Below are 22,914 nucleotides of genomic sequence, written 5' to 3'. Positions count from 1 at the left end.
CCACATCAAAAAATGTGGGGCTTTTTCTTAGAATAAAGAACGTTCTAAATTAATTAGAACTTATTCATTATCCGAAGCACTTGCAGATTGCGGTGCTTCACCAGCAGCTTCATTATCAGCTTGTGTGCTTGGAGCATCGTTGAAAGGGTTTTCATTTTCAAACGGATTCTCTTGCGCACGTGCCGCTTGGCGCTCAGCAATTTCAAACTGCTCTTTCTTGTGACGTGCCTTGTGGAATGCCATACCTGTACCTGCAGGGATTAGGCGTCCAACAATCACGTTCTCTTTAAGACCACGTAAGTCATCACGTTTGCCCATAATCGCGGCTTCGGTTAGAACTCGTGTTGTCTCTTGGAAAGACGCTGCTGAAATAAATGAATCTGTCGACAACGATGCCTTAGTAATACCCAGCAATACGTTCTCGTAAGTGGCCTGAATTTGCTTGGCCTCTTCCATACGATCATTTTCATTCAACAACTCAGAGCGCTCAACTTGCTCACCGGTAATGAACTGCGTGTCACCTGCATCGCTAATATTTACTCGACGCAACATCTGACGCACAATCACCTCGATGTGCTTATCGTTAATTTTTACACCCTGCAAGCGGTATACGTCTTGCACTTCATTAACGATGTAGCTAGCCAACTGCTCAATGCCTTTGAGGCGCAGAATGTCGTGAGGATCAGGTGGTCCATCAACAATGGTTTCACCTTTGTTCACAACCTGACCGTCGTGCACCAGCACTTGCTTCTCTTTCGGAATCAAGAACTCATGGCTAACACCGTCTAGATCAGTAATCACCAGACGCTGCTTACCTTTAGTGTCTTTACCAAAAGAGACGGTACCTGTGACTTCAGCCAACAAGCCTGCATCTTTAGGCGAACGCGCTTCGAAAAGCTCAGCCACACGTGGAAGACCACCAGTAATGTCTCGGGTTTTCTGAGACTCTTGTGGAATACGAGCCAAGATCTCACCCACCGACACCTGTTGTCCATCACGAACGGTAATCAACGCTCCGACTGGGAACGAGATATTTACCATGTGATCAGTACCCGCGATTTTGATCTCGTCGCCGGACTCGTTCAACAGTTTGATCTGTGGACGCATCGTGACTTTACCGCCACGAGTTTTCGGTGTAATAACCACCAGTGTCGACAAACCGGTAACTTCGTCAACTTGACGAGCCACGGTTACGTTCTCTTCGATGTTCTCAAAACGAACCGTACCGCTGTACTCTGAAACGATTGGGCGAGTTAACGGATCCCAACTGGCAATACGCTGACCGGCTTTAACATCTTCACCATCACCCACGGAAATGTTGGCACCGTAAGGGATCTTGTGACGCTCACGTTCACGACGACTATCATCATAAATAATGATCTCACCGGAGCGTGAAATAGCGACTTTTTCGCCTTTGGCGTTTGTCACATAGCGCAAGCCAATCGCAAAGCCAACTTGACCCGCAATTTTGGTTTCGACCGTACTTGTTGTTGCTGCACGCGACGCGGCACCACCAATGTGGAACGTACGCATCGTCAACTGAGTACCAGGCTCACCGATCGATTGAGCGGCAATTACACCCACTGCTTCGCCACGGTTAACCAAACTACCACGACCCAAGTCACGACCATAACAGTGCGCACATAAGCCATGACGAGTTTCACACGTTAATGGCGTGCGAATCTTAACCTCGTCGATACCCAAGTTGTCGATTAAATCGACAATGTCTTCGTCCAACAACGTACCGGCTACGATGGCAGTTTCTTGAGTGTCTGGATTGATAACATCAATCGCCGCAACACGTCCAAGAATACGGTCACGTAAAGGCTCAATAACCTCACCACCGTCTAACACCGCTTTCATGGTATAGCCGCTTGTCGTACCACAATCGGATTCGGTAATCACCAAATCTTGCGTTACGTCAACCAGACGACGAGTTAGGTAACCCGAGTTGGCCGTTTTCAACGCCGTATCAGCAAGACCTTTACGAGCACCGTGAGTGGAAATAAAGTACTGAAGTACGTTCAACCCTTCGCGGAAGTTAGCGGTAATCGGGGTTTCAATAATGGAGCCGTCCGGCTTAGCCATTAGTCCACGCATACCCGCCAACTGACGAATCTGCGCAGCAGAACCACGAGCACCTGAGTCTGCCATCATATAGATGGAGTTAAAGGACTCTTGACGTACCTCTTCACCATGACGGTCAGTTACAGGCTCGGAAGCCAACTGCTCCATCATCGCTTTACCTACGCGGTCACTGGCTTTACCCCAGATATCCACCACGTTGTTATAGCGTTCTTGGGCTGTCACCAGACCAGATGAGTACTGTTTATCAATCTCTTTAACTTCATTTCCAGCCTCGGTAAGAATTTCTTCTTTAACCGTTGGCACCACCATATCGTTCATGGAGATCGAGATCCCACCACGAGTGGCCAAACGGAACCCGGACTGCATGAGCTTGTCAGCAAAAATCACCGTAGCCCGTAAACCGCAACGACGGAACGATTGGTTAATCAGCTTGGAGATTTCTTTTTTCTTCAGCGTCTGATTTAGCAGCGCGAAAGATAAGCCGTGAGGCAGAATCTCGGACAGCAACGCACGACCAACTGTGGTCTCAAAGCGCTGAGGCGTAGCGACCCACTCACCGCTTTCGTCTTTACTGAACTCGTCAACACGAACAGTAATGCGGGACTGTAACTCGACTTCGTGATTGTCATACGCACGCTGAACTTCGGACACGTTTGCAAAGAACATGCCTTCGCCTCGGCCGTTAACACGAGCACGAGTCGCGTAGTAAAGACCTAAAACGATATCCTGTGAAGGAACGATTGAAGGCTCACCGTTAGCAGGGAACAATACGTTGTTAGACGCTAACATCAAGGTGCGAGCTTCAAGCTGCGCTTCCAGCGACAACGGTACGTGTACCGCCATTTGGTCACCGTCAAAGTCAGCGTTAAACGCCGCACACACGAGTGGGTGCAACTGAATCGCTTTACCTTCAATCAGCACAGGCTCAAAAGCTTGAATACCTAAACGGTGCAATGTCGGCGCACGGTTCAGCATTACTGGGTGCTCGCGAATGACCTCTTCGAGGATATCCCACACCACAGGCTCTTGATTTTCAACTAAGCGTTTTGCCGCCTTAATGGTTGTGGCCAAGCCCATCATTTCCAAACGATTGAAAATAAATGGCTTAAACAACTCAAGCGCCATCAGTTTGGGCAAACCACACTGGTGCAACTTAAGCTGAGGCCCCACCACAATCACTGAACGACCGGAATAGTCAACGCGCTTACCCAACAGGTTCTGACGGAAACGACCGCCTTTACCTTTAATCATGTCAGCAAGCGACTTCAACTGACGCTTATTCGCGCCCGTCATAGCCTTACCGCGACGACCGTTATCCAGCAACGAGTCAACAGACTCTTGCAGCATACGCTTCTCGTTACGCAGAATAATATCTGGCGCTTTGAGCTCAAGCAGACGCTTCAAACGGTTATTACGGTTAATCACACGACGGTATAGGTCGTTAAGATCGGACGTCGCAAAACGACCGCCATCCAACGGTACCAATGGACGCAACTCGGGTGGCAATACTGGCAACACCTCGAGAATCATCCAATCGGGTTTAATACCCGATTTCTGGAAACCCTCTAGCACTTTCAAGCGCTTCGAGATTTTCTTGATTTTCGCTTCGGAGCCTGTGGCTTTCAGTTCAGCACGTAAGGTCTCGACTTCGCGATCGATGTCGATAGAACGCAGTAACTCACGTACGGCTTCCGCGCCCATCAAGGCTTGGAAGTCATCGCCGTACTCTTCAGTTTTAGCCGCGTAGTCATCATCAGACATGATCTGACCACGTTTCAACGGCGTCATACCGGGCTCAATTACGCACCATGCTTCAAAGTAAAGCACACGCTCGATGTCGCGCAAGGTCATGTCCAGCACCATCCCTAAACGGGATGGCAAGCTTTTCAAGAACCAAATGTGCGCAACGGGACACGCCAGCTCAATATGAGCCATGCGCTCGCGGCGTACTTTAGAAACAGTGACCTCTACGCCACATTTCTCACAAATAACACCACGATGCTTTAGACGCTTGTACTTACCGCATAAGCACTCATAGTCTTTTGTTGGGCCAAAAATTTTGGCACAAAACAGACCATCACGCTCGGGGCGGAAAGTACGGTAGTTAATCGTTTCTGGCTTACGGACTTCACCGAAAGACCAGGAACGAATTTTCTCGGGGGACGCGATACCTACTTTAATGGCATCAAACTGCTCGTCTTTCGAGACTTGTTTAAAGAGATCGAGTAGCGCTTTCATTATTTACGCTCCAAATCCATGTCGAGGGACAAGGATCGAATTTCCTTGACAAGTACGTTGAATGATTCTGGCATACCAGCTTCAATAACGTGATCACCCTTAACAATGTTCTCATAAACCTTGGTACGTCCGGCGATATCATCGGATTTAACCGTAAGCATTTCTTGCAAGGTGTAGGCAGCACCATAAGCTTCAAGTGCCCAAACCTCCATCTCACCAAAACGCTGACCACCAAACTGAGCTTTACCGCCCAAGGGCTGTTGAGTGACAAGCGAGTACGGGCCAGTAGAACGGGCGTGCATCTTATCATCCACCAAGTGATGGAGTTTCAAGAAGTGCATATAACCCACCGTTACAGGACGTTCAAACTGTTCACCTGTACGACCGTCATATAACATGACTTGCGTGCGGCCAGAAGCCAATTGCAGCTTCTCTGCAATGTCATCCGGATACGCTAACGCTAACATCGTACGAATTTCGTCTTCGGTAGCACCGTCAAATACTGGCGTAGCGAGCGGTACACCGTTACGCAAGTTTTGTGCCATCTCGACAACTTCATTGTCGGTTAGGCTGGAAATATCGGCTGCCTTACCTGTGCTGTTATAAACACTATCTAAGAACTCACGAACTTCAGCGACCTGATAGCCTTGTTCGTTGCTTAGCATCGTGTTGATACGCTCGCCCAAGCCCTTAGCGGCCCATCCCAAGTGAACCTCAAGTACCTGACCTACGTTCATTCGTGACGGAACACCCAATGGGTTCAATACGATGTCTACAGGAGAACCATCGGCCATGTGCGGCATGTCTTCAACAGGAACAATGCGTGATACCACACCTTTGTTACCATGACGACCGGCCATCTTGTCACCCGGCTGCAAGCGGCGCTTAACAGCAAGGTAAACCTTAACCATTTTCAGCACGCCCGGAGGTAACTCATCACCTTGAGTTAGCTTCTTACGCTTCTCTTCAAAGGCCAAATCGAACTGATGACGTTTTTGCTCAAGCGCATCTTTAGTGTGCTCAAGAACGACAGCATGCTCTTCATCGGCTAGACGAATGTCAAACCACTGCCAGCGATCGAGATCATTCAGGTATTCAGCAGTAATTTCACTGCCTTTAGCTAAACGACGTGGACCACCATTAACCACTTTGCCCGTTAAGAACTTAGCAGCACGATCAAAAGCATCATCTTCTACAATACGCAGTTGATCGTTCAGGTCTTGGCGATAGCGACGTAACTCGTCATCAATAATGGATTGAGCACGTTTATCGCGTTCGATGCCTTCACGTGTGAAAACCTGAACATCAATAACTGTACCTACCATGCCTGATGGCACACGTAAGGACGTATCCTTAACATCGGATGCTTTTTCACCGAAAATTGCGCGTAGCAATTTTTCTTCGGGGGTGAGCTGGGTTTCACCTTTAGGTGTTACCTTACCCACCAACACATCATCGGCACGAACTTCAGCCCCGATATAAACAATACCGGAATCATCCAAACGGTTGAGTTGTACCTCGGACAGATTACTAATGTCACGAGTGATATCTTCAGCACCTAGCTTCGTATCGCGCGCAACAACGGTCAACTCTTCAATATGAATTGACGTGTAGCGATCGTCAGAAACAACTTTCTCTGAAATAAGGACCGAATCCTCAAAGTTATAACCATGCCAAGTCATGAAAGCGATTTTCATGTTTTGACCCAGTGCTAACTCACCCAGATCTGTCGAAGCACCATCCGCCAATACATCGCCACGCGCCAATATATCACCGCGTTTTACGATAGGACGTTGGTTGATATTGGTGTTCTGGTTCGAACGTGTGTACTTGGTGAGGTTGTAGATATCTACACCCACTTCACCCGCAACGTTCTCGTCATCGTGCACACGAATAACGATACGCTCTGCATCCACGTGATCCACAACACCGCCACGACGCGCCATTACCGTTGTACCGGAGTCAACCGCTACTGTGCGCTCTACGCCAGTACCAACAATGGCTTTCTCTGGACGCAAGCACGGCACAGCCTGACGTTGCATGTTCGCACCCATTAGGGCTCGGTTAGCATCATCATGCTCTAAGAACGGAATCAACGATGCCGCTACCGACACAATCTGCGACGGAGCAACGTCCATGTACTGAACGTTACTAGGCGATGTCATCAACGTTTCGCCTGCTTCACGACACGCAACTAGATCATCAACAAAGCGATGATCATCATCAAGCTCGGCGTTAGCCTGAGCAATAATGTAGTTACTTTCTTCGATAGCTGACAGATAGACAATTTCGTCTGTGACTTGATTGTCGACCACTTTACGGTAGGGAGTTTCTAAAAAACCATACTCGTTCAAGCGGGCATACAACGCCATCGAGTTAATCAGACCAATGTTCGGACCTTCTGGAGTTTCAATCGGGCACACTCGACCGTAGTGAGTTGGGTGCACATCTCGAACCTCAAATCCGGCGCGTTCACGGGTTAAACCACCCGGTCCTAGTGCTGAAACGCGACGCTTATGCGTGACTTCAGATAGCGGGTTTGTTTGGTCCATAAACTGTGACAGTTGGCTAGAACCAAAAAACTCTTTTACTGCGGCAGAAATAGGACGTGAGTTGATCAGATCGTGAGGCATCAAGTTTTCACTTTCTGCTTGACCTAGACGCTCTTTAACAGCGCGCTCAACACGAACCAAACCTGCGCGGAACTGGTTCTCAGCTAGCTCGCCAACACAACGTACGCGACGGTTACCTAAGTGATCAATATCGTCAATCTGACCGATACCGTTACGCAGATCTACCAATACGTTAATTGTATCGACAATGTCTTCGTCGGTAAGTGTCATCGGACCTTCGATGGTTTCACCGCGGCCTAAACGACTGTTCACTTTCATACGGCCTACACGCGATAAATCGTAAGATTCTTCGCTGTAGAACAGACGCTGGAATAACGCCTCAACCGCATCTTCGGTTGGCGGCTCACCTGGACGCATCATGCGATAAATAGCAATGCGAGCTGCCATTTGATCAGCGGTATCGTCTGTGCGCAATGTCAGCGAAATAAAGCCACCCTGATCTAAATCGTTGATATAGAGGGTTTCAATCGCGTGAATATTGGCCAAACGTAATTCTGCCAACATGGTTTCGGTGATTTCATCATTAGCTTTAGCGATGATTTCCCCAGTATCAGGGCTCACCACGTTCTTCGCTAAGGTACGACCGACCAAATAATCTTCTGGGATCGAAATGAAATCGATTTTTGCATCGTCTAGCAAACGCAAGTGACGAGCATTGATGCGCTTGTCCTTCTCGACGATGACATTGCCGTCACGATCTTTAATATCGAAACGAGCCACTTCACCACGCCAATGCTTAGATACAAACTGCAGGCGAGCGCCTTCACTTTCGAGTTCAATGTGATCGAACTCGAAGAAGTGAGCCAAAATAGCTTCCGGCGTCATGCCGATCGCTTTCAGCAATATCGACACCGGCATCTTACGACGACGGTCGATACGGAAAAATAGGATATCTTTAGGATCGAACTCAAAATCGAGCCACGAACCACGGTAAGGAATAACACGAGCAGAAAACAACAGCTTGCCTGAGCTATGCGTCTTACCACGGTCGTGTTCAAAGAACACACCAGGTGAACGGTGAAGCTGCGACACAATGACACGTTCAGTGCCATTGATGACAAACGAGCCATTATCTGTCATGAGAGGCATTTCTCCCATGTAGACTTCTTGCTCTTTTACTTCCTTGACTGTGGGTTTGCTAACCTCGCGATCCATGATCACTAAGCGAACTTTCGCACGCAAGGGCGATGCATACGTCAAACCACGGAGCTGACACTCCTTGACGTCAAAAACGGGTTCTCCAAGGACATAGCTAACGAACTCTAGCCTTGCCATCCCGTTATGGCTTACTATTGGAAATATTGAATTAAAAGCTTCTTGCAGGCCTTCCGATCTACGTTCAGAAGGTAGCGTATCCTTCTGTAGAAAGGTTCTGTAAGAATTCAGCTGAGTTGCCAATAAGTAAGGAACCTGCTGGACGTCTTCACGTTTGGCGAAGCTCTTGCGTATGCGCTTTTTTTCGGTATACGAATAAGGCATGAGCACTCCGACTCAAGGGTTACACGGGCCGTCAACCACGACCCCGGTTTACGACTCTAGAAAACCTGACTCAAACCAACAATTTCAGCTTAAATCAAGGTTTTCTGGAGACGCAAAAGCCCGGGGAAGGCAAATGCACTCCCCGGGCAAGTATAAAAGTCTTACTTAAGTTCGACTTTTGCACCAGCTTCTTCAAGCTTTTTCTTTGCTTCTTCAGCTTCTGCTTTAGCAACACCTTCTTTAATATCTTTAGGTGCGCTATCAACTAGGTCTTTAGCTTCTTTCAAACCTAAACCAGTGATTTCACGTACAGCTTTAATTACGCTAACTTTGTTGGCGCCGATTTCAGCTAGGTGCACGTTGAACTCAGTTTGTTCAGCAGCTGCTGCACCAGCGTCACCGCCAGCAGCAGGAGCAACCGCAACTGCAGCAGCAGCAGCGGAAACACCAAATTTCTCTTCTAAGTCAGTAATTAACTCAGACAACTCAAGCACAGTCATGTTTGCGACTGCTTCGAGGATTTCAGCTTTAGTAGCCATTTTTCAGAACTCCAGAATAGGTATAAATGCCAGGTTTGGGTATCGTCCGATACGACGAAATTCCACCAACAAGCCTAAATTAAGCAGCTTGTTTTTGATCACGTACCGCAGCAACGCCACGGACGAACTTGGTTGGAACTTCGTTAAGCGTACGCACAAATTGCGTGATAGGTGCTTGCATGGTGCCAAACAGTTTCGCCAGCAACTCGTCGCGTGTCGGCATTGTTGCCAATGCTTTAACGCCGCTTAGATCTAGCAGGCTGTTGGGCATTGCCCCGCCTTTAATCACTAAGCTGTCGTTGCTTTTTGCGAAATCTGACATGACTTTTGCCGCTGCTACGGGGTCTGAACTGATGGCATACATCAGAGGACCCACAAGCTGACTAGATAACTCTTCAAAAGGAGAATCAGCTAATGCACGACGAACCAACGTGTTTTTAAGAACACGTAGATACACGCCCGACTCACGCGCTTGTTTGCGCAATACGGTAACGGAGGCGACGTCCAGACCACGATACTCAGCGATAATGACCGATTGTGCCTGTGCTACTTGAGCAGAGACTTCTTCGATGACTACCGCTTTCTCTTCACGATTGAGACTCACGGTTTGAACACTCCTTCTAAAGATGCTTGGGAAAGTCCTAAGCATCAACCGAATGCGGCGCACCTGGTCGAGATTCTGAAATAGAAAATCTTCCGCGGGCGCCGTCTACGTTGGATATAAGATTAAGAAATCTAAAACGAGGCAACAACGCACCGATTTCGACTTCTCCAACGGTCTTTGACAGCAGTGGCTAGCAACAGGCTAACCACAGCCCAAAGTTCTGTTTACTTTACTTGCCTATTAAGCTTGTAAAGATGAAATTTCAACACGAGCACCGCCACCCATAGTGGATGAAACGGCGACCTTGCGCATATACACACCCTTAGCTGCCGCTGGGCGAGCTTTATTAAGGGCGTCTACTAGCGCCAACAAGTTGGTTTGCAACTGCTCTGTACCGAACGATGCACGACCAATTGTTGCGTGGATAATACCTGCTTTATCAGTACGGTACTGAATTTGACCAGCCTTCGCGTTTTTAACAGCTTGTGCAACGTCAGGCGTTACCGTGCCAACACGAGGGTTAGGCATCAAACCACGTGGGCCTAGAATTTGACCTAGCGTACCCACAACACGCATGGTGTCAGGGGAAGCAATAACAACGTCAAAATCCATTTGACCGGCTTTGATTTGCTCAGCTAGATCATCCAAACCAACGATTTCTGCGCCGGCTTCGCGAGCTTCTTCAGCCTTGTCGCCTTGTGCAAAAACAGCCACTCGTACGCTTTTACCTGTACCCGCTGGCAGCACCACAGAACCACGAACCAATTGGTCGGATTTGCGTGGGTCAATACCTAGCTGAACAGCGATATCGATAGACTCGTCGAATTTTGCTGTCGCCGTCTCTTTAACAAGATCAAGAGCCTCGTTAACGGGATACAGTTTATTGCGATCGATTTTGGCAGCAATCGCTGCTGCACGTTTGCTTAACTTAGCCATGACTATTGAACCCCTTCGACATTAATACCCATACTGCGTGCAGTACCGGCTACTGTTCGTACAGCGGCGTCTAGGTCAGCAGCTGTTAGATCAGGTTCTTTAGTTTTAGCAATTTCTTCAGCTTGTGCACGCGTCAATGTACCTACTTTATCGAGGTTAGGACGTGCTGAACCGCTTTTAATACCAACAGCTTTCTTGATCAAAATGGTCGCCGGAGGCGTCTTCATAATGAAAGTAAAGCTCTTGTCTGCAAAAGCAGTGATAACTACTGGAATTGGCAGGCCCGGTTCCATTTGCTGGGTGCGAGCATTAAATGCCTTACAAAATTCCATGATATTCAAGCCACGTTGACCCAATGCTGGGCCAATGGGTGGCGATGGGTTTGCTTTACCAGCTGGAACTTGCAGCTTGATAAACCCGACGATTTTCTTCGCCATGATAGACTCCTTGCGGGTAATAGCGCTTACGGCATAAAGCCGATAAGCTTCCCGGGGTTAAGTTTAGGTCTTATCGACCTGGTCAAAATCGAGCTCTACAGGGGTTGAGCGTCCGAAAATAGTAACGGAAACACGAACCTTGCTTTTCTCGTAATTCACTTCTTCTACATTACCGTTAAAGTCAGCGAATGGGCCTTCTTTCACCCGTACCAGCTCACCAACCTCAAACAATACTTTAGGACGAGGTTTCTCAACACCCTCTTCCATTTGAGACAATATTTCTTTAACTTCTCGCTCGGATATGGGTGCGGGACGATTACCTGCACCACCCAAGAAGCCAGTTACACGATTTGTACTACGTACCAAATGCCATGTTTCGTCGGTAAGATCCATTTCAACCAAGACATAGCCTGGGAAAATACGACGTTCAGTAATGGTTTTTTTGCCGTTCTTAACCTCAACAACTTCCTCAGAAGGTATTAAGATTTGACCGAAAGCATGTTGTAGTTCGGCACGCTCGATTCGCTCGATTAAAGCCTTATGCACGCTTTTTTCCATACCGGAATAAACGTGGACGACATACCAGCGTTTGCTCATGTGTGCCCTTTATCTCCAGCCCAGCAATAGGCCATAAATGGCCCACTCGAGCCCTTTGTCTATAATCCACAAAAGGATCGCCATCACAGTAACGAACAGGAACACGATTCCTGTCATTTGTGTGGCTTCTTTGCGGGACGGCCAATGCACTCGCCTGACTTCGCCATAGGAATCGCGGGCAAAAGCTATTGTGCGTTTTCCAGTTTCGCTGAAAAAGACAATTAAAGCAGCCACGACCAAAGCGCCCACAAACACGCCTACCCGGACTAAACCGGGTTGTGTCTCTAGGATGGAGTAACCAACAATGCCAGCGGCAAGCACGAGAATTGCCAGACCCAGTTTAAGACGCTCTGAGCCACGGTTAACGGTTTCTACGTTGGTATTCGACATATTCCGACGATAGGACGCCACTGTTAAGTGTGACGAATGACTGAGTGGCAGGGGCAGAAGGAATTGAACCCTCAACCTTCGGTTTTGGAGACCGACGCTCTGCCAATTGAGCTATACCCCTATACCTTGAAGACAGTATGCCGTATAAGACACACTGTTGCAACAAGTGCAAAAAAGAGATGATACTCTCTTTTGCACCTTTTTACTACTACTTATTTGATGATTTTGGCAACAACGCCAGCACCAACAGTACGGCCACCTTCGCGAATCGCGAAACGCAGACCTTCTTCCATCGCAATCGGAGCGATCAACGATACGGTCATCGAGATGTTATCACCAGGCAAGACCATTTCTTTGTCTTCTGGCAACTCAATCGTACCGGTTACGTCCGTTGTACGGAAGTAGAACTGAGGACGGTAGCCTTTAAAGAAAGGTGTGTGACGACCACCCTCTTCTTTGGACAGAATGTAGACCTCAGCGGTGAAATCTGTGTGTGGCTTAATGGAACCAGGCTTGGCCAATACTTGACCACGCTCAACGTCTTCACGCTTCGTACCACGTAGCAATACACCCACGTTATCGCCCGCTTCACCCTGATCGAGCAACTTGCGGAACATCTCAACGCCTGTACAAATCGATTTCACCGTCTCACGGATACCAACGATCTCGATCTCTTCACCCACTTTCACCACACCACGCTCAATACGGCCAGTTACTACTGTACCGCGACCGGAGATGGAGAATACGTCTTCAACAGGCATCAAGAATGCACCGTCAACTGCACGCTCAGGGGTAGGAATGTAGCTGTCTAGCGCGGCGGCTAACTCAACCACTGCAGGGTGACCCAAGGGGCTGGTGTCGCCCTCAAGTGCCAACTTGGCTGAACCCTTAATGATCGGTGTGTCGTCGCCTGGGAAATCGTAGTTCGACAACAACTCGCGAACTTCCATTTCAACCAACTCGAGCAACTCTTCGTCATCAACCATGTCCGCTTTATTCAGGAACACAACGATGTAAGGCACGCCAACCTGACGGCTTAACAAAATGTGCTCGCGTGTCTGTGGCATGGGGCCATCAGCAGCAGAAACCACAAGAATCGCGCCATCCATCTGCGCAGCACCTGTAATCATGTTTTTAACGTAGTCAGCGTGACCTGGGCAGTCAACGTGAGCGTAGTGACGGTTAGGTGTCTCGTACTCAACGTGTGAGGTGCTGATGGTAATACCACGCGCTTTCTCTTCAGGAGCGGCGTCAATTTGCGCGTAATCGCGTGCTTCACCGCCGTACTCTTTTGCCAAAACCGTGCAGATTGCTGCAGTCAAAGTGGTTTTACCGTGGTCAACGTGACCGATTGTGCCGACGTTGACGTGTGGTTTAGTCCGTTCAAACTTGCCTTTAGCCATGGCAGACTCCTGAATGGAAGGATGCTGAAATTTATTAAAGAGTTGTGGTGCCCATGACGCGAATCGAACGCGTGACCTCTCCCTTACCAAGGGAGTGCTCTACCCCTGAGCCACATGGGCGGCTTATTCTTATCGTTAGTTAGGCTAACGACAATAAACTGGAGCGGGTGAAGGGAATCGAACCCTCGTCTTAAGCTTGGAAGGCTTCTGCTCTACCGTTGAGCTACACCCGCAGGTGATTCGTACTACACCCGAAGTAGACGTTGTTACTGCATCTACCAAAATATGGTGGTGGGAGTAGGATTCGAACCTACGTAGGCGTAAGCCAACAGATTTACAGTCTGCCCCCGTTAGCCACTTGGGTATCCCACCATAAAGCGAATTGCGTATTATGCAAGCGTAATGGATACAAGTCAAGCAATTCTTTAAAAAGATAAATAATTGTTTTATCTATCGTTAAATGCCGAAAACTCGTACAAAGCCATGCATATTTTGCAAAGACGCTTATTTTGACCCGCTACGTGTTGTATGTCAAGTCAAATACTCATTTTGAGGTCAATCTTATTCAACGCTACTATTCGTTGCTATTTATTGATGAGGGCATCCCACCCTTGGCGCTCTAGCAAGCTATTTAAATGCTCCCAACCATGGAAGCTGATTTGCAAATGGCCTTTATCTTTGGCCCCCACTTTAAGTACCACTTGCGTGCCCAAGTGTTCTGACAGTATTTTTTCTACACGTTGCACATCGCCGTTTTTCTTAGGCGTTTCAGCTAATTCATTGTCAGCTGTACTATCTGCCTCACGCAATGTTTTCGCAACGAGTTTTTCGGTTTCTCTGACGGACAAGCGTCGGGCTATCACCTCGTTCGCTAACATGATTTGAGTTGCCGCATCGGTGCCAAGTAGCGCGCGCGCGTGTCCCATATCAATATCGCCCGCTAGCAACATAATCTGTACAGGTTCGGCTAAATTGATAAGGCGCAGCAAGTTAGTCGTTGCTGAGCGTGACCGACCAATCGCCTGAGCGGCTTGTTCATGCGTTAAGCCAAATTCATCAATAAGCCGTTTAACGCCGTGTGCCTCTTCTAATGGATTGAGATCTTCTCGTTGAATATTCTCAATCAAGGCCATGACAGCAGCGTTCTCATCGGCAACCTCACGCACCAAGACCGGAACCTGTGTAAGGCCTGCTATTTGCGCTGCACGAAAACGTCGTTCGCCCGCAATGATTTCATATTTTTGTTTGTTTTTTTCTTTGGCCAACGGGCGGACCAGTATCGGCTGCATAATCCCTTGAGTGCGAATTGAATCGGCCAACTCATTTAACCCGCCTTCATCCATTCGAGTGCGCGGTTGGTATTTCCCTGCCACGAGCACATCCACGGAGAGCTCTTGTGGCGTCGTGTTCTGCTCTTCGGCGCTTCCAATGCTATCGATCACATCGACATCGACGCCCAACAATGCGTCGAGCCCTCGTCCTAGGCCTTTAGGCTTTCTTGTTGCCATGAGTATTCCTTTTAACGCTTTACTTATTCTGACTGCGCAGTGGCGTTACTTTTGCGATTCTGCTTTAGTTTCTGTACGAGTTCTCGGCCAAAGCTCATATAAGCCTTAGCGCCACGGGAGTTCTTATCATAGATAACCCCTGGCATTCCGTGACTGGGGGCTTCTGCTAAACGCACATTACGTGGAACGATAGTCTTAAACACCTTATCGCCAAAATGGGATTCGATTTGGCTGGATACTTGCTGCTGTAATGTCACCCTCGTATCAAACATTACCCGCAGCAGTCCGATAAGCTGTAAGTCAGTATTAATGTTGCGATAGACCCGCTTGATCGTATTTACCAAGTCAGACAGCCCTTCCAGCGCAAAATACTCGCACTGCATCGGGATAATAACCCCATGTGCACTGGCTAAACCATTCAAGGTCAGAAGCGAAAGTGTTGGAGGGCAGTCAATTAGAACAAAGTCATAGTCGTGAGAGACCTCGCTTAATGCCCTTTTTAACTGCTGCTCGCGTTCGTTCATCTGGACCAGATCGATTTCCGCACCTGAAAGCTCGCGGTTAGAAGGTAACACATCGTAACCCCCTGTTTCGGAGCGCACCTTAGCGTCGTTAATTGAACATTCACCAATCAGCACTTGATAAACATTCTTTTCCAAAGCGTTCTTATCAATACCACTCCCCATCGTGGCATTACCTTGAGGATCAAGGTCGATAAGCAACACTTTTTTCTTTAAAGCTGCTAGGGCAGCCGCTAAATTAATCGTTGTAGTGGTTTTACCCACTCCGCCCTTTTGATTGGCGACACAAAACACGTATGTCCCTGTTTTGCTGGCATTCACAGACATAGTTATCCTTGCTGACTCAAATAAACCAGACATCGCTGGGCGTCTAATTCGGGTACTGCTAGCGGCTCAATATGATCGACTGACCATACTGTTTGTTCAGTAAGTTCCGTAATTTCAGATTCAGGCGGGCGACCTTTCATCGCTAAAATACGTCCACCAGATGATACATGCAAGCTAGCTAACGAGACAAAATCATACAACGATGCAAAAGCACGAGAAATGACAATATCGGCATCATAAGGCGGTAGGCTTTCTACTCGGTGGTGAGTCGCCTTCAAGTTAGGAAGCTCTAGCACCGCAGATATTTGCCGAACGAATGCCATTTTCTTCTCTACGGCATCAACACAGGTAATTTCCCAGTTAGGATTGGCAATGGCTAGTATCACCCCAGGTAGGCCAGCCCCTGACCCCACATCCATTATTTTTGCTTGAGCTTTGGCTTGCCGTCCTAGTTCATCATGAACGAAGGGTACGACAGATAAGCTATCAAAAACATGCTGTATCAGCATCTGTTCGGGATCACGGAGTGCCGTTAAATTATAGGTTTTATTCCAACGCTGTAACTGCGAAATATATTTAAGTATTTTTTCAGATTGTTGCCCGTCAAGCTCTATGCCTAAGGCTTCGCTAGCCTTAGTCAGGCGTTCTGAAAAATCTAGATGTTGTTTGTTCATGCTGCATTTCTTGCCTGACCCAGGCGCTTTAAGTAAACCAACAACAAGGAGACCGCCGCGGGGGTGACTCCGGAAACCCTTCCGGCTTGACCAATGGTTTGCGGCCTTGCCGCCTCTAACTTCAAAACCACTTCGTTAGACAAGCCTTTGATAGCGGAATAAACAATGTCGTCTGGGATACGCTGCTCGTCAAAGGATGCCTGTCTGGCCACCTCCATTTGTTGACGATTAACATAGCCGGCATACTTTACTTCTATTTCGACTTGGGTCTCTACCACTGGGCCTAGGCCTTGATCACTGAGAACTCTAACACCATTTTTATCAACCAACTTTTCAAAGGTACGATAGTTAACTTGTGGTCGTTTTAATAGGTCATGTAACGAATATTCGCGCTCTATCCCTTGCCCTAATACAGAATCCAATGTTTCACGTGAAACCAAGCGAGGATTAATCCATGTTGTCCGTAAACGTTCGATTTCTTGAGCAACAGCATCACGCTTACGATTAAAGGCATCCCAACGCTCGTCATCTACCACACCGAGCTTACGCCCTATTTCGGTTAAACGTTGATCTGCATTATCTTCACGTAAACTTAAACGATACTCGGCCCTTGAGGTAAACATGCGGTACGGCTCTGTGACACCGCTAGTAATAAGGTCATCGACTAAAACGCCAAGATAGGCCTCATTACGTTTCGGGGTCCATGCCTCTTCACCCCTAATTTGTAGAACAGCATTAATACCCGCTAACAAACCTTGAGCGGCCGCTTCTTCGTAGCCCGTCGTACCATTAATTTGACCAGCGAAAAACAACGACTTGATAGCCTTAGTTTCTAACGAAGGTTTTAACGCACGGGGATCAAAGTAATCGTACTCGATCGCATATCCAGGCCTCATAATGCGGGCATTCTCTAAGCCGGGAAGGCTTCTAACGATACCGATCTGTATATCAAAAGGAAGACTCGTCGAGATTCCATTTGGATAAATTTCTGTACTAGTCAAGCCCTCAGGCTCGAGAAACACTTGGTGACTGGCCTTATCTGCAAAACGATGAATTTTATCTTCAATAGAAGGACAATAGCGGGGCCCTACCCCTTCGATGGTGCCATCATCACTGTACATAGGTGAGCGATCTAAACCCGAACGAATGATATCGTGCGTGATCTCATTAGTATGGGTGATCCAACATGGTAATTGGCGTGGATGCATAGACTCGGACCCCATGTACGAAAAAACGGGAACAGGGTCAATGTCACCATGCTGAAGCTCTAACTTAGAAAAATCGATGGTTGTGGCGTCTATTCGAGGCGGTGTCCCCGTCTTAAGCCTGCCTTGTGGCAACTTAAGTTCTTTTAACCGTTGAGCCAAGGTAATAGCGGGCGGATCACCCGCCCTACCACCGGAATAGTTATCTAAGCCCACATGAATACGGCCATTCAAAAAGGTACCCGCCGTTAGAATGACAGCCTTCGCTTTAAAGCGTAAACCGATTTGAGTCACGGCACCAACGACCTTATCTCCCTCTAACAACAGATCATCAACAGCCTGTTGAAACACCATAAGATTTGGCTGATTCTGTACGACCTGCCGTATCGCCGCTCGATATAAAGACCTGTCTGCCTGGGCACGTGTTGCACGAACCGCTGGACCTTTGGAACGATTTAACATCCTGAATTGGATACCAGCGTAGTCTGTAGCAAGCGCCATGGCACCGCCTAACGCGTCGACCTCTTTAACCAAGTGCCCTTTGCCGATCCCACCAATGGAAGGATTGCACGACAACTGGCCCAGAGTATCCACATTATGCGTTAAGAGCAGTGTTGACGCGCCAGAACGCGCTGCAACCAAAGCAGCTTCGGTTCCAGCGTGTCCCCCGCCAACCACAATAACGTCAAATTCTTCAGGATAAATCATTGTCACAGAGCATAATTTTGATAAAAGTCTATTATACGACTCAGAATGCAAGCTTCCAGTTTTTAATTAATTAAAACAACAGTTTTATCCACCCAACGCCAGCGAGGAATACTTTTCACAAGGCGATTAACTCACAACGCGGGCCTTCAGCGCTATAAATCATGTCAAAGTGTGTCCGCAACGTTTCCTGACTTAACTTAGCAGTCATTCCATGTCCGGACGATACTCAACAACACGATGCTGTTGTTCCACGTGGAACCTTAAGACCTAGACCCCTTATTGAACCTTCTATAGCTATGAACACCGGAAGCCAAGAACCTAGAGAGTTTATGTTTCACGTGGAACGTATCACTCCATTTAGTTATCTCATCGAACTGAGCATCAATACCCGTATGGACTGTGTGTCCGTAAAACAATGATTCTGTTCCACGTGAAACAATCATTTTAAAAATGGTTTTCTGCTAGATTAACTGTGAAGCCGTTTATATACTTTCCTAAATATGAAAAGCTTGTGATTCTTATTTAGCGTAGTGAGTTGCTGCATTACTAGTATGCGACGTATTTCAGTACTATTCTTGAGACTACTCCCTATGTTCAGGGGCTTTCAATAATTAAGATCATTTACCGCCCTATTAATCGCGGGGGAAATATCATTAATCTCAACAACATAGTTTCCTATTTTCTTCTATTTAGTAGCAACACAACCAGCTGTGTTCCACGTGAAACACAGGACCGTAAAAATAGTTAGCACTTTCTGCCTTCACTCTGGAAACAAGTAAACCACCAACTACAGGTAGCGATGTCCTCTACAAGAGTGGAAAAATAAGAACTATTATGCTGCACACTCTTATTTTAGGTTCCGAAACGGGAACCTCGTTAGCGTAGAGAGGGAGACTCTATTCATCCATTAAACAGTCAATGAAAATAGAGCTTATGACTCAAGATGAAATCAGTGGATAACTTTGAGGATAATTAGGCTAAAAAATCGCTAAACCTAGGCTTTACGCTACTTCGTACGAATGTAGACTGTGGGTAACTATGTGCATAAGCATAGCTAATTACGCTATATATACGTTTGCTTTAGCTCGTACTAGAATGTGCATAAGTCAGTGGTGCAGCGCCTAAAAAAACACGCTGCTCTATTGCAAGCCATCTATTGTTGTTTTGCTTTTAAAAAGATCATGCCAAAAAAATAAGCGCCACGTGTTGGGCGCTTATCTTCCAGCACTAACCCATTTTTATTGTTGTGCAGGTCGTATGGAAGCAGCTTGTAGGCCTTTAGGCCCTTCTTGTATTTCGAACTCGACGGCTTGCCCTTCGTTTAACGAGCGAAATCCACCCCCATCTATTGCTGTGAAATGTGCAAACACATCCGCTTCGCCCGAATCTGGGCTAATAAAACCAAAACCCTTCTCAGCATTGAACCATTTAACTTTACCGGTTTGAACCATGATCTAGCGTTTCCTGAAAAACAAAAAGTAACGAGACAGTAGCGATGCCATTATTAAAGCGAACGAATAATAGCGGCTTCTGAATCAAGGTGTACAAAAGCATAACCACACCCCTTAATGTTGCCCAATACCGATATACCCCAATGTCGTATTTACTCATCAAATCATTGGCTGACGTGTTCAGTAGTTCAACAACCCACGACGTTTAATGCGAAAACCCTATGAATATGAAATCGAAGTTACCCAACGTAGGTGAAACCATTTTCACGGAAATGAGCCACTTAGCCCTGACTCATAAGGCGATTAATTTAGGACAGGGCTTTCCTGATTTCAAAACCGATAACGCCTTAATCGATGCCGTACATCAGGCAATGCGTGACGGACACAATCAGTATGCTCCGATGAGTGGACACCCTTTATTAAAACAAGCCATTGTCAAAAAGAACTTTGAACTTTATGGCAGTCATTATGACCCTGATCATGAATTGACCGTTACCAATGGAGCAAGTCAAGCACTGATGGCGACCATCTTGGCCTTAGTCCATTCGGGTGAGGAGGTTGTCGTTATAGAGCCCTGCTACGACCTGTATGTGCCCTGCATTGAGTTAGCAGGGGGCATACCTGTAATTGTCCCTATGGCGGCTCCTGCAAGCCCTGTGGACAGTTATTGCGTGGACTGGGAGGCTGTGGAAAAGGTGGTTACCCAGAAAACCAGACTGCTTATTGTTAATTTTCCACATAATCCGACTGGCATACGTATTAAGCCTCACGACTTAGATGCTCTAGAACGTCTTGTGCATAACTTTAATCTGACCATTTTATCTGATGAGGTTTATGAACATCTGATTTTTGATGGTGAACAACATCTAAGCTTATCCACAAGAGAAAATCTTAAAGCCAATACCGTTATTGTTTCATCTTTCGGTAAAACCTTTAGTGCCACGGGTTGGAAGGTCGGTTATTTACTTGCCCCTAAAAAACTGAACGTAGAGATCCAGAAAGTACACCAGTATATGGTTTTCTGCGTAGCAACACCTTTGCAAGTAGGTTTAGCTGCATACATGGAAAATGACAGGACTTACCGTGACTTAGCCAGCTTTTATCAAGAAAAACGAGATTGTTTGTTTAATGGCTTACTCAAGACAAAATTCGAACCGATTAAAAGCGAAGGGACGTTCTTTTTGTTGGCCTCTTATCAACACATATCATCCTTGCCTGAATATGAGTTCAGTCGTTGGTTGACTGAGGAACAAGGCGTGGGTGTGATTCCAGTGTCAGCTTTTTATCAGGATCCAAAGTTAGCATCAGCAAATCATCAGCTCGTACGTTTCTGCTTCGCTAAAGAGCAAAAAACATTGTCCGACGCCTTGGAAAGGTTGGTTAAAATACACATATAAAACAACAACTTACGGTTTCTATCAGTACATGGCTCTTCATTTTTTGAGATTGAAGAGCTTTTTTATTGATGAAAAAGGTTTCTGAGTGGATGAGTTTCAAGTGTAGGTAACAAGCAGGATGAAGGCAAGTTAGAAAACAAAACCGTACTGTTTGTGGAAATCGGTCTTTTTTATTAGTTATTCAATAACATTTATATATTATTAATAGAACTTATGAGTGTCTGTGGATAACTAGTACAAGTGCCTGTAACCCATATCAGCTGGTCATTACAGCAATAAATTTTTTGCTGATAACTTCGCTGTTACTTCGGGATGAAATGAGCATAACTTTAGTGTTGTTATAAAAGAGGTCTGTTATGCCTGTTCTATCCACATGCTTTACACAGCCATGATGCCTAGAGCTTATCCACAAGGTATGAAGTCACCTTCTTTTTAGGAATGTCGTGAACAAGCGACACTGCAGGGTTTAGATGACCACAATGATTAAGAAAGTGAAATCTTGACGCCTGTGTTCAACATGAGTTCATTTTCTGGCCAACGCAGTGCCGCAAGATAGAAAAAATGTGATGGAGCACGAATTTCACGGTGACGCGAGCGCCAGCTAGCTCCTATCGAATAATCAACACAAAATACATTTTTCTTAAGCCCATGCCATTCGTTGTGTTTGGTGTTCTCAAAAAGCTGGCTGTAACGAGAAAGCCCCGAGTGTCGAATTAATGAACGCCAGTAATGACCAATGACCACAGGAGTGGCGTCTTGGTAGTCATCCCACCATCGGGTTCTATCGGTGAAACGCCATTTATTTCCAATAAAAAACGGTTTTTCTGCCTGTTGTTCTAAGCCTGACGTTAAAACTTTGATGGGGTTGTGTAGCCGTTCCAGTAATTCATAGTCTGCAATCGTTTGGAGAAAAGGAGGCTGAGTATCAGGGTTTTCTAATGCTTCTTGCCATTGCAATAGCGTTTTTTGGTAGTTTTCTTCTAAGTTTGTTTGTGTTGCAACAAGTGTTGTTAGCTCTTCCCAATAACTGTAGGCAGTCAGAAGATCAGAATGCGTAGACTCTCTGATTTTTTGTATGGATGGCTCATCCCAGCAGGCGTGGACAATTCGAATATCGTCGCGTTCAAGTGCTAAGGGTAGCGTTTTAAGAAAATCAAAAAAAATGGGTTTTTCAATGTGAGTGGCTTGTTGATATGGAGCATAAAAAGCATTGTCTCTTTCCTGACGCTCTTTAAAAAACCAACCTGATCCGTCTTTAGGGTCATTAAGTAGCAAATTGAGTTCGTGATTACCAATGATGGCCGAGGCTTTTTCTTCCTCTACCAGAAACTGTAATTTTCGTAGCACGCCTGGGCTGTTATTGCCACGATCACATACGTCGCCTACAAAAACCAAATGTCGATGTTCTGGGTGATTACCGTAAGCGTCATAACCTAAATGGTTAAGTAGTGTTTCTAAAGCATCGAGTTCTCCATGCACGTCACCAATAATATCGAGCGCTTTTTGAGGAAGAGTTTGTATGAATGAGTGAGGCATGATGGTGTTTGGTTGAAAAGATAAGCTTTTGTTATTAACTACTATATATACTTAATGGTAGTAATGGGTGTCTGTGGATAAGTAGAACAGATGACGCAACACTAAGCATAGCCTCGTTTTATGGCAAATTTTGCATGTTGAAAATTGAGCTAAAGCATGAGGACACTTTCTGCATAAGTTTTGTGGATAACTTATAAAGCGCTGTTGTTCATAAAACCTTAACAACTTATGCACAGCCCACTC

The 22,914-nt window shown here is 46.6% G+C and carries 16 protein-coding genes and 4 tRNA genes; 1 reads left to right on the top strand and 19 read right to left on the bottom strand.

Translation table 11 applies throughout. The features are described from left to right. Nucleotides 1–60: 60 nt before the first annotated feature. The 18 genes from rpoC to AC2UZI_RS01260 form a co-directional block, all read right to left on the bottom strand. Nucleotides 61–4,326, bottom strand: coding sequence for a DNA-directed RNA polymerase subunit beta' (gene rpoC, locus AC2UZI_RS01345; RefSeq protein ID WP_486942033.1), 4,266 nt, complete (start codon nt 4,324–4,326; stop codon nt 61–63). Continuing rightward, nucleotides 4,326–8,438 (bottom strand): DNA-directed RNA polymerase subunit beta, encoded by a 4,113-nt coding sequence (rpoB, locus tag AC2UZI_RS01340; RefSeq protein ID WP_486942032.1) that lies wholly within the window; start codon nt 8,436–8,438, stop codon nt 4,326–4,328. The genes rpoC and rpoB overlap by 1 nt, the downstream gene beginning before the upstream one ends. A 161-nt stretch (nt 8,439–8,599) precedes the next feature. Continuing rightward, nucleotides 8,600–8,977, bottom strand: coding sequence for a 50S ribosomal protein L7/L12 (gene rplL, locus AC2UZI_RS01335; protein WP_486942031.1), 378 nt, complete (start codon nt 8,975–8,977; stop codon nt 8,600–8,602). Nucleotides 8,978–9,056: 79 nt separating this feature from the next. Continuing rightward, nucleotides 9,057–9,581, bottom strand: a complete 525-nt coding sequence (rplJ, locus tag AC2UZI_RS01330; RefSeq protein ID WP_486942030.1) for a 50S ribosomal protein L10 — start codon at nt 9,579–9,581, stop codon at nt 9,057–9,059. 240 nt (nt 9,582–9,821) lie between these two features. Continuing rightward, the gene (gene rplA / locus AC2UZI_RS01325) at nt 9,822–10,517 is read right to left on the bottom strand and encodes a 50S ribosomal protein L1 (RefSeq protein ID WP_486942029.1); all 696 of its coding nucleotides are present in this window, start codon (nt 10,515–10,517) and stop codon (nt 9,822–9,824) included. Between the two features lie 2 nt (nt 10,518–10,519). After that, complete coding sequence (gene rplK / locus AC2UZI_RS01320) at nt 10,520–10,954, bottom strand: 50S ribosomal protein L11 (protein ID WP_486942028.1); 435 nt, start codon at nt 10,952–10,954, stop codon at nt 10,520–10,522. Nucleotides 10,955–11,017: 63 nt separating this feature from the next. Beyond that, nucleotides 11,018–11,551, bottom strand: coding sequence for a transcription termination/antitermination protein NusG (gene nusG / locus AC2UZI_RS01315; protein WP_486942027.1), 534 nt, complete (start codon nt 11,549–11,551; stop codon nt 11,018–11,020). A 9-nt stretch (nt 11,552–11,560) separates the two neighbouring features. After that, the gene (secE, locus tag AC2UZI_RS01310; protein ID WP_486942026.1) at nt 11,561–11,941 is read right to left on the bottom strand and encodes a preprotein translocase subunit SecE; all 381 of its coding nucleotides are present in this window, start codon (nt 11,939–11,941) and stop codon (nt 11,561–11,563) included. A gap of 45 nt (nt 11,942–11,986) precedes the next feature. Continuing rightward, nucleotides 11,987–12,062: transfer RNA gene (locus AC2UZI_RS01305), tRNA-Trp, on the bottom strand. Between the two features lie 91 nt (nt 12,063–12,153). Further along, complete coding sequence (gene tuf / locus AC2UZI_RS01300) at nt 12,154–13,344, bottom strand: elongation factor Tu (protein ID WP_486942025.1); 1,191 nt, start codon at nt 13,342–13,344, stop codon at nt 12,154–12,156. 45 nt (nt 13,345–13,389) lie between these two features. Continuing rightward, nucleotides 13,390–13,464: transfer RNA gene (locus AC2UZI_RS01295), tRNA-Thr, on the bottom strand. 39 nt (nt 13,465–13,503) lie between these two features. Further along, nucleotides 13,504–13,577: transfer RNA gene (locus AC2UZI_RS01290), tRNA-Gly, on the bottom strand. A gap of 53 nt (nt 13,578–13,630) precedes the next feature. Next, nucleotides 13,631–13,716 (bottom strand) — tRNA-Tyr (locus AC2UZI_RS01285). Nucleotides 13,717–13,928: 212 nt separating this feature from the next. After that, complete coding sequence (locus AC2UZI_RS01280) at nt 13,929–14,852, bottom strand: ParB/RepB/Spo0J family partition protein (protein WP_486942024.1); 924 nt, start codon at nt 14,850–14,852, stop codon at nt 13,929–13,931. 23 nt (nt 14,853–14,875) lie between these two features. After that, a complete protein-coding gene (locus AC2UZI_RS01275) occupies nt 14,876–15,700 on the bottom strand; it encodes a ParA family protein (protein ID WP_486942023.1) in 825 nt (274 codons plus the stop codon). A 2-nt stretch (nt 15,701–15,702) separates the two neighbouring features. Beyond that, nucleotides 15,703–16,374 carry a 16S rRNA (guanine(527)-N(7))-methyltransferase RsmG gene (gene rsmG / locus AC2UZI_RS01270; protein WP_486942022.1) on the bottom strand — a complete coding sequence of 224 codons (672 nt, stop codon included), beginning with the start codon at nt 16,372–16,374 and terminating at the stop codon, nt 15,703–15,705. Then, nucleotides 16,371–18,287, bottom strand: a complete 1,917-nt coding sequence (gene mnmG / locus AC2UZI_RS01265) for a tRNA uridine-5-carboxymethylaminomethyl(34) synthesis enzyme MnmG (RefSeq protein WP_486942021.1) — start codon at nt 18,285–18,287, stop codon at nt 16,371–16,373. The genes rsmG and mnmG overlap by 4 nt, the downstream gene beginning before the upstream one ends. Nucleotides 18,288–19,525: 1,238 nt before the next feature. Continuing rightward, the gene (locus AC2UZI_RS01260; protein ID WP_486942020.1) at nt 19,526–19,738 is read right to left on the bottom strand and encodes a cold-shock protein; all 213 of its coding nucleotides are present in this window, start codon (nt 19,736–19,738) and stop codon (nt 19,526–19,528) included. A gap of 221 nt (nt 19,739–19,959) precedes the next feature. Between AC2UZI_RS01260 and AC2UZI_RS01255 the strand changes: the two genes are divergently transcribed. Further along, entirely contained in the window at nt 19,960–21,135 is a 1,176-nt protein-coding gene (locus tag AC2UZI_RS01255) for a methionine aminotransferase (RefSeq protein ID WP_486942019.1), read from the top strand. 483 nt (nt 21,136–21,618) lie between these two features. Here the strand turns inward: AC2UZI_RS01255 and AC2UZI_RS01250 are convergent, their stop codons facing one another. Beyond that, entirely contained in the window at nt 21,619–22,671 is a 1,053-nt protein-coding gene (locus tag AC2UZI_RS01250; RefSeq protein ID WP_486942018.1) for a metallophosphoesterase, read from the bottom strand. Between the last annotated feature and the right edge of the window lie 243 nt (nt 22,672–22,914).

The sequence above is a fragment of the Paenalcaligenes sp. DL 463 genome (assembly GCF_057475185.1).
The sequence above is the reverse complement of the archived record's forward strand: the minus strand, read 5'-3'. Positions and strand labels throughout refer to the sequence as shown.

Bases quoted from the DNA above. Each gene is read 5' to 3' on its own strand.
- rpoC (WP_486942033.1), bottom strand. From the start codon at position 4,326: ATGAAAGCGCTACTCGATCTCTTTAAACAAGTCTCGAAAGACGAGCAG.
- rpoB (WP_486942032.1), bottom strand. From the start codon at position 8,438: ATGCCTTATTCGTATACCGAAAAAAAGCGCATACGCAAGAGCTTCGCC.
- rplL (WP_486942031.1), bottom strand. From the start codon at position 8,977: ATGGCTACTAAAGCTGAAATCCTCGAAGCAGTCGCAAACATGACTGTG.
- rplA (WP_486942029.1), bottom strand. From the start codon at position 10,517: ATGGCTAAGTTAAGCAAACGTGCAGCAGCGATTGCTGCCAAAATCGAT.
- rplK (WP_486942028.1), bottom strand. From the start codon at position 10,954: ATGGCGAAGAAAATCGTCGGGTTTATCAAGCTGCAAGTTCCAGCTGGT.
- nusG (WP_486942027.1), bottom strand. From the start codon at position 11,551: ATGAGCAAACGCTGGTATGTCGTCCACGTTTATTCCGGTATGGAAAAA.
- secE (WP_486942026.1), bottom strand. From the start codon at position 11,941: ATGTCGAATACCAACGTAGAAACCGTTAACCGTGGCTCAGAGCGTCTT.
- tuf (WP_486942025.1), bottom strand. From the start codon at position 13,344: ATGGCTAAAGGCAAGTTTGAACGGACTAAACCACACGTCAACGTCGGC.
- AC2UZI_RS01280 (WP_486942024.1), bottom strand. From the start codon at position 14,852: ATGGCAACAAGAAAGCCTAAAGGCCTAGGACGAGGGCTCGACGCATTG.
- AC2UZI_RS01275 (WP_486942023.1), bottom strand. From the start codon at position 15,700: ATGTCTGTGAATGCCAGCAAAACAGGGACATACGTGTTTTGTGTCGCC.
- rsmG (WP_486942022.1), bottom strand. From the start codon at position 16,374: ATGAACAAACAACATCTAGATTTTTCAGAACGCCTGACTAAGGCTAGC.
- mnmG (WP_486942021.1), bottom strand. From the start codon at position 18,287: ATGATTTATCCTGAAGAATTTGACGTTATTGTGGTTGGCGGGGGACAC.
- AC2UZI_RS01260 (WP_486942020.1), bottom strand. From the start codon at position 19,738: ATGGTTCAAACCGGTAAAGTTAAATGGTTCAATGCTGAGAAGGGTTTT.
- AC2UZI_RS01255 (WP_486942019.1), top strand. From the start codon at position 19,960: ATGAATATGAAATCGAAGTTACCCAACGTAGGTGAAACCATTTTCACG.
- AC2UZI_RS01250 (WP_486942018.1), bottom strand. From the start codon at position 22,671: ATGCCTCACTCATTCATACAAACTCTTCCTCAAAAAGCGCTCGATATT.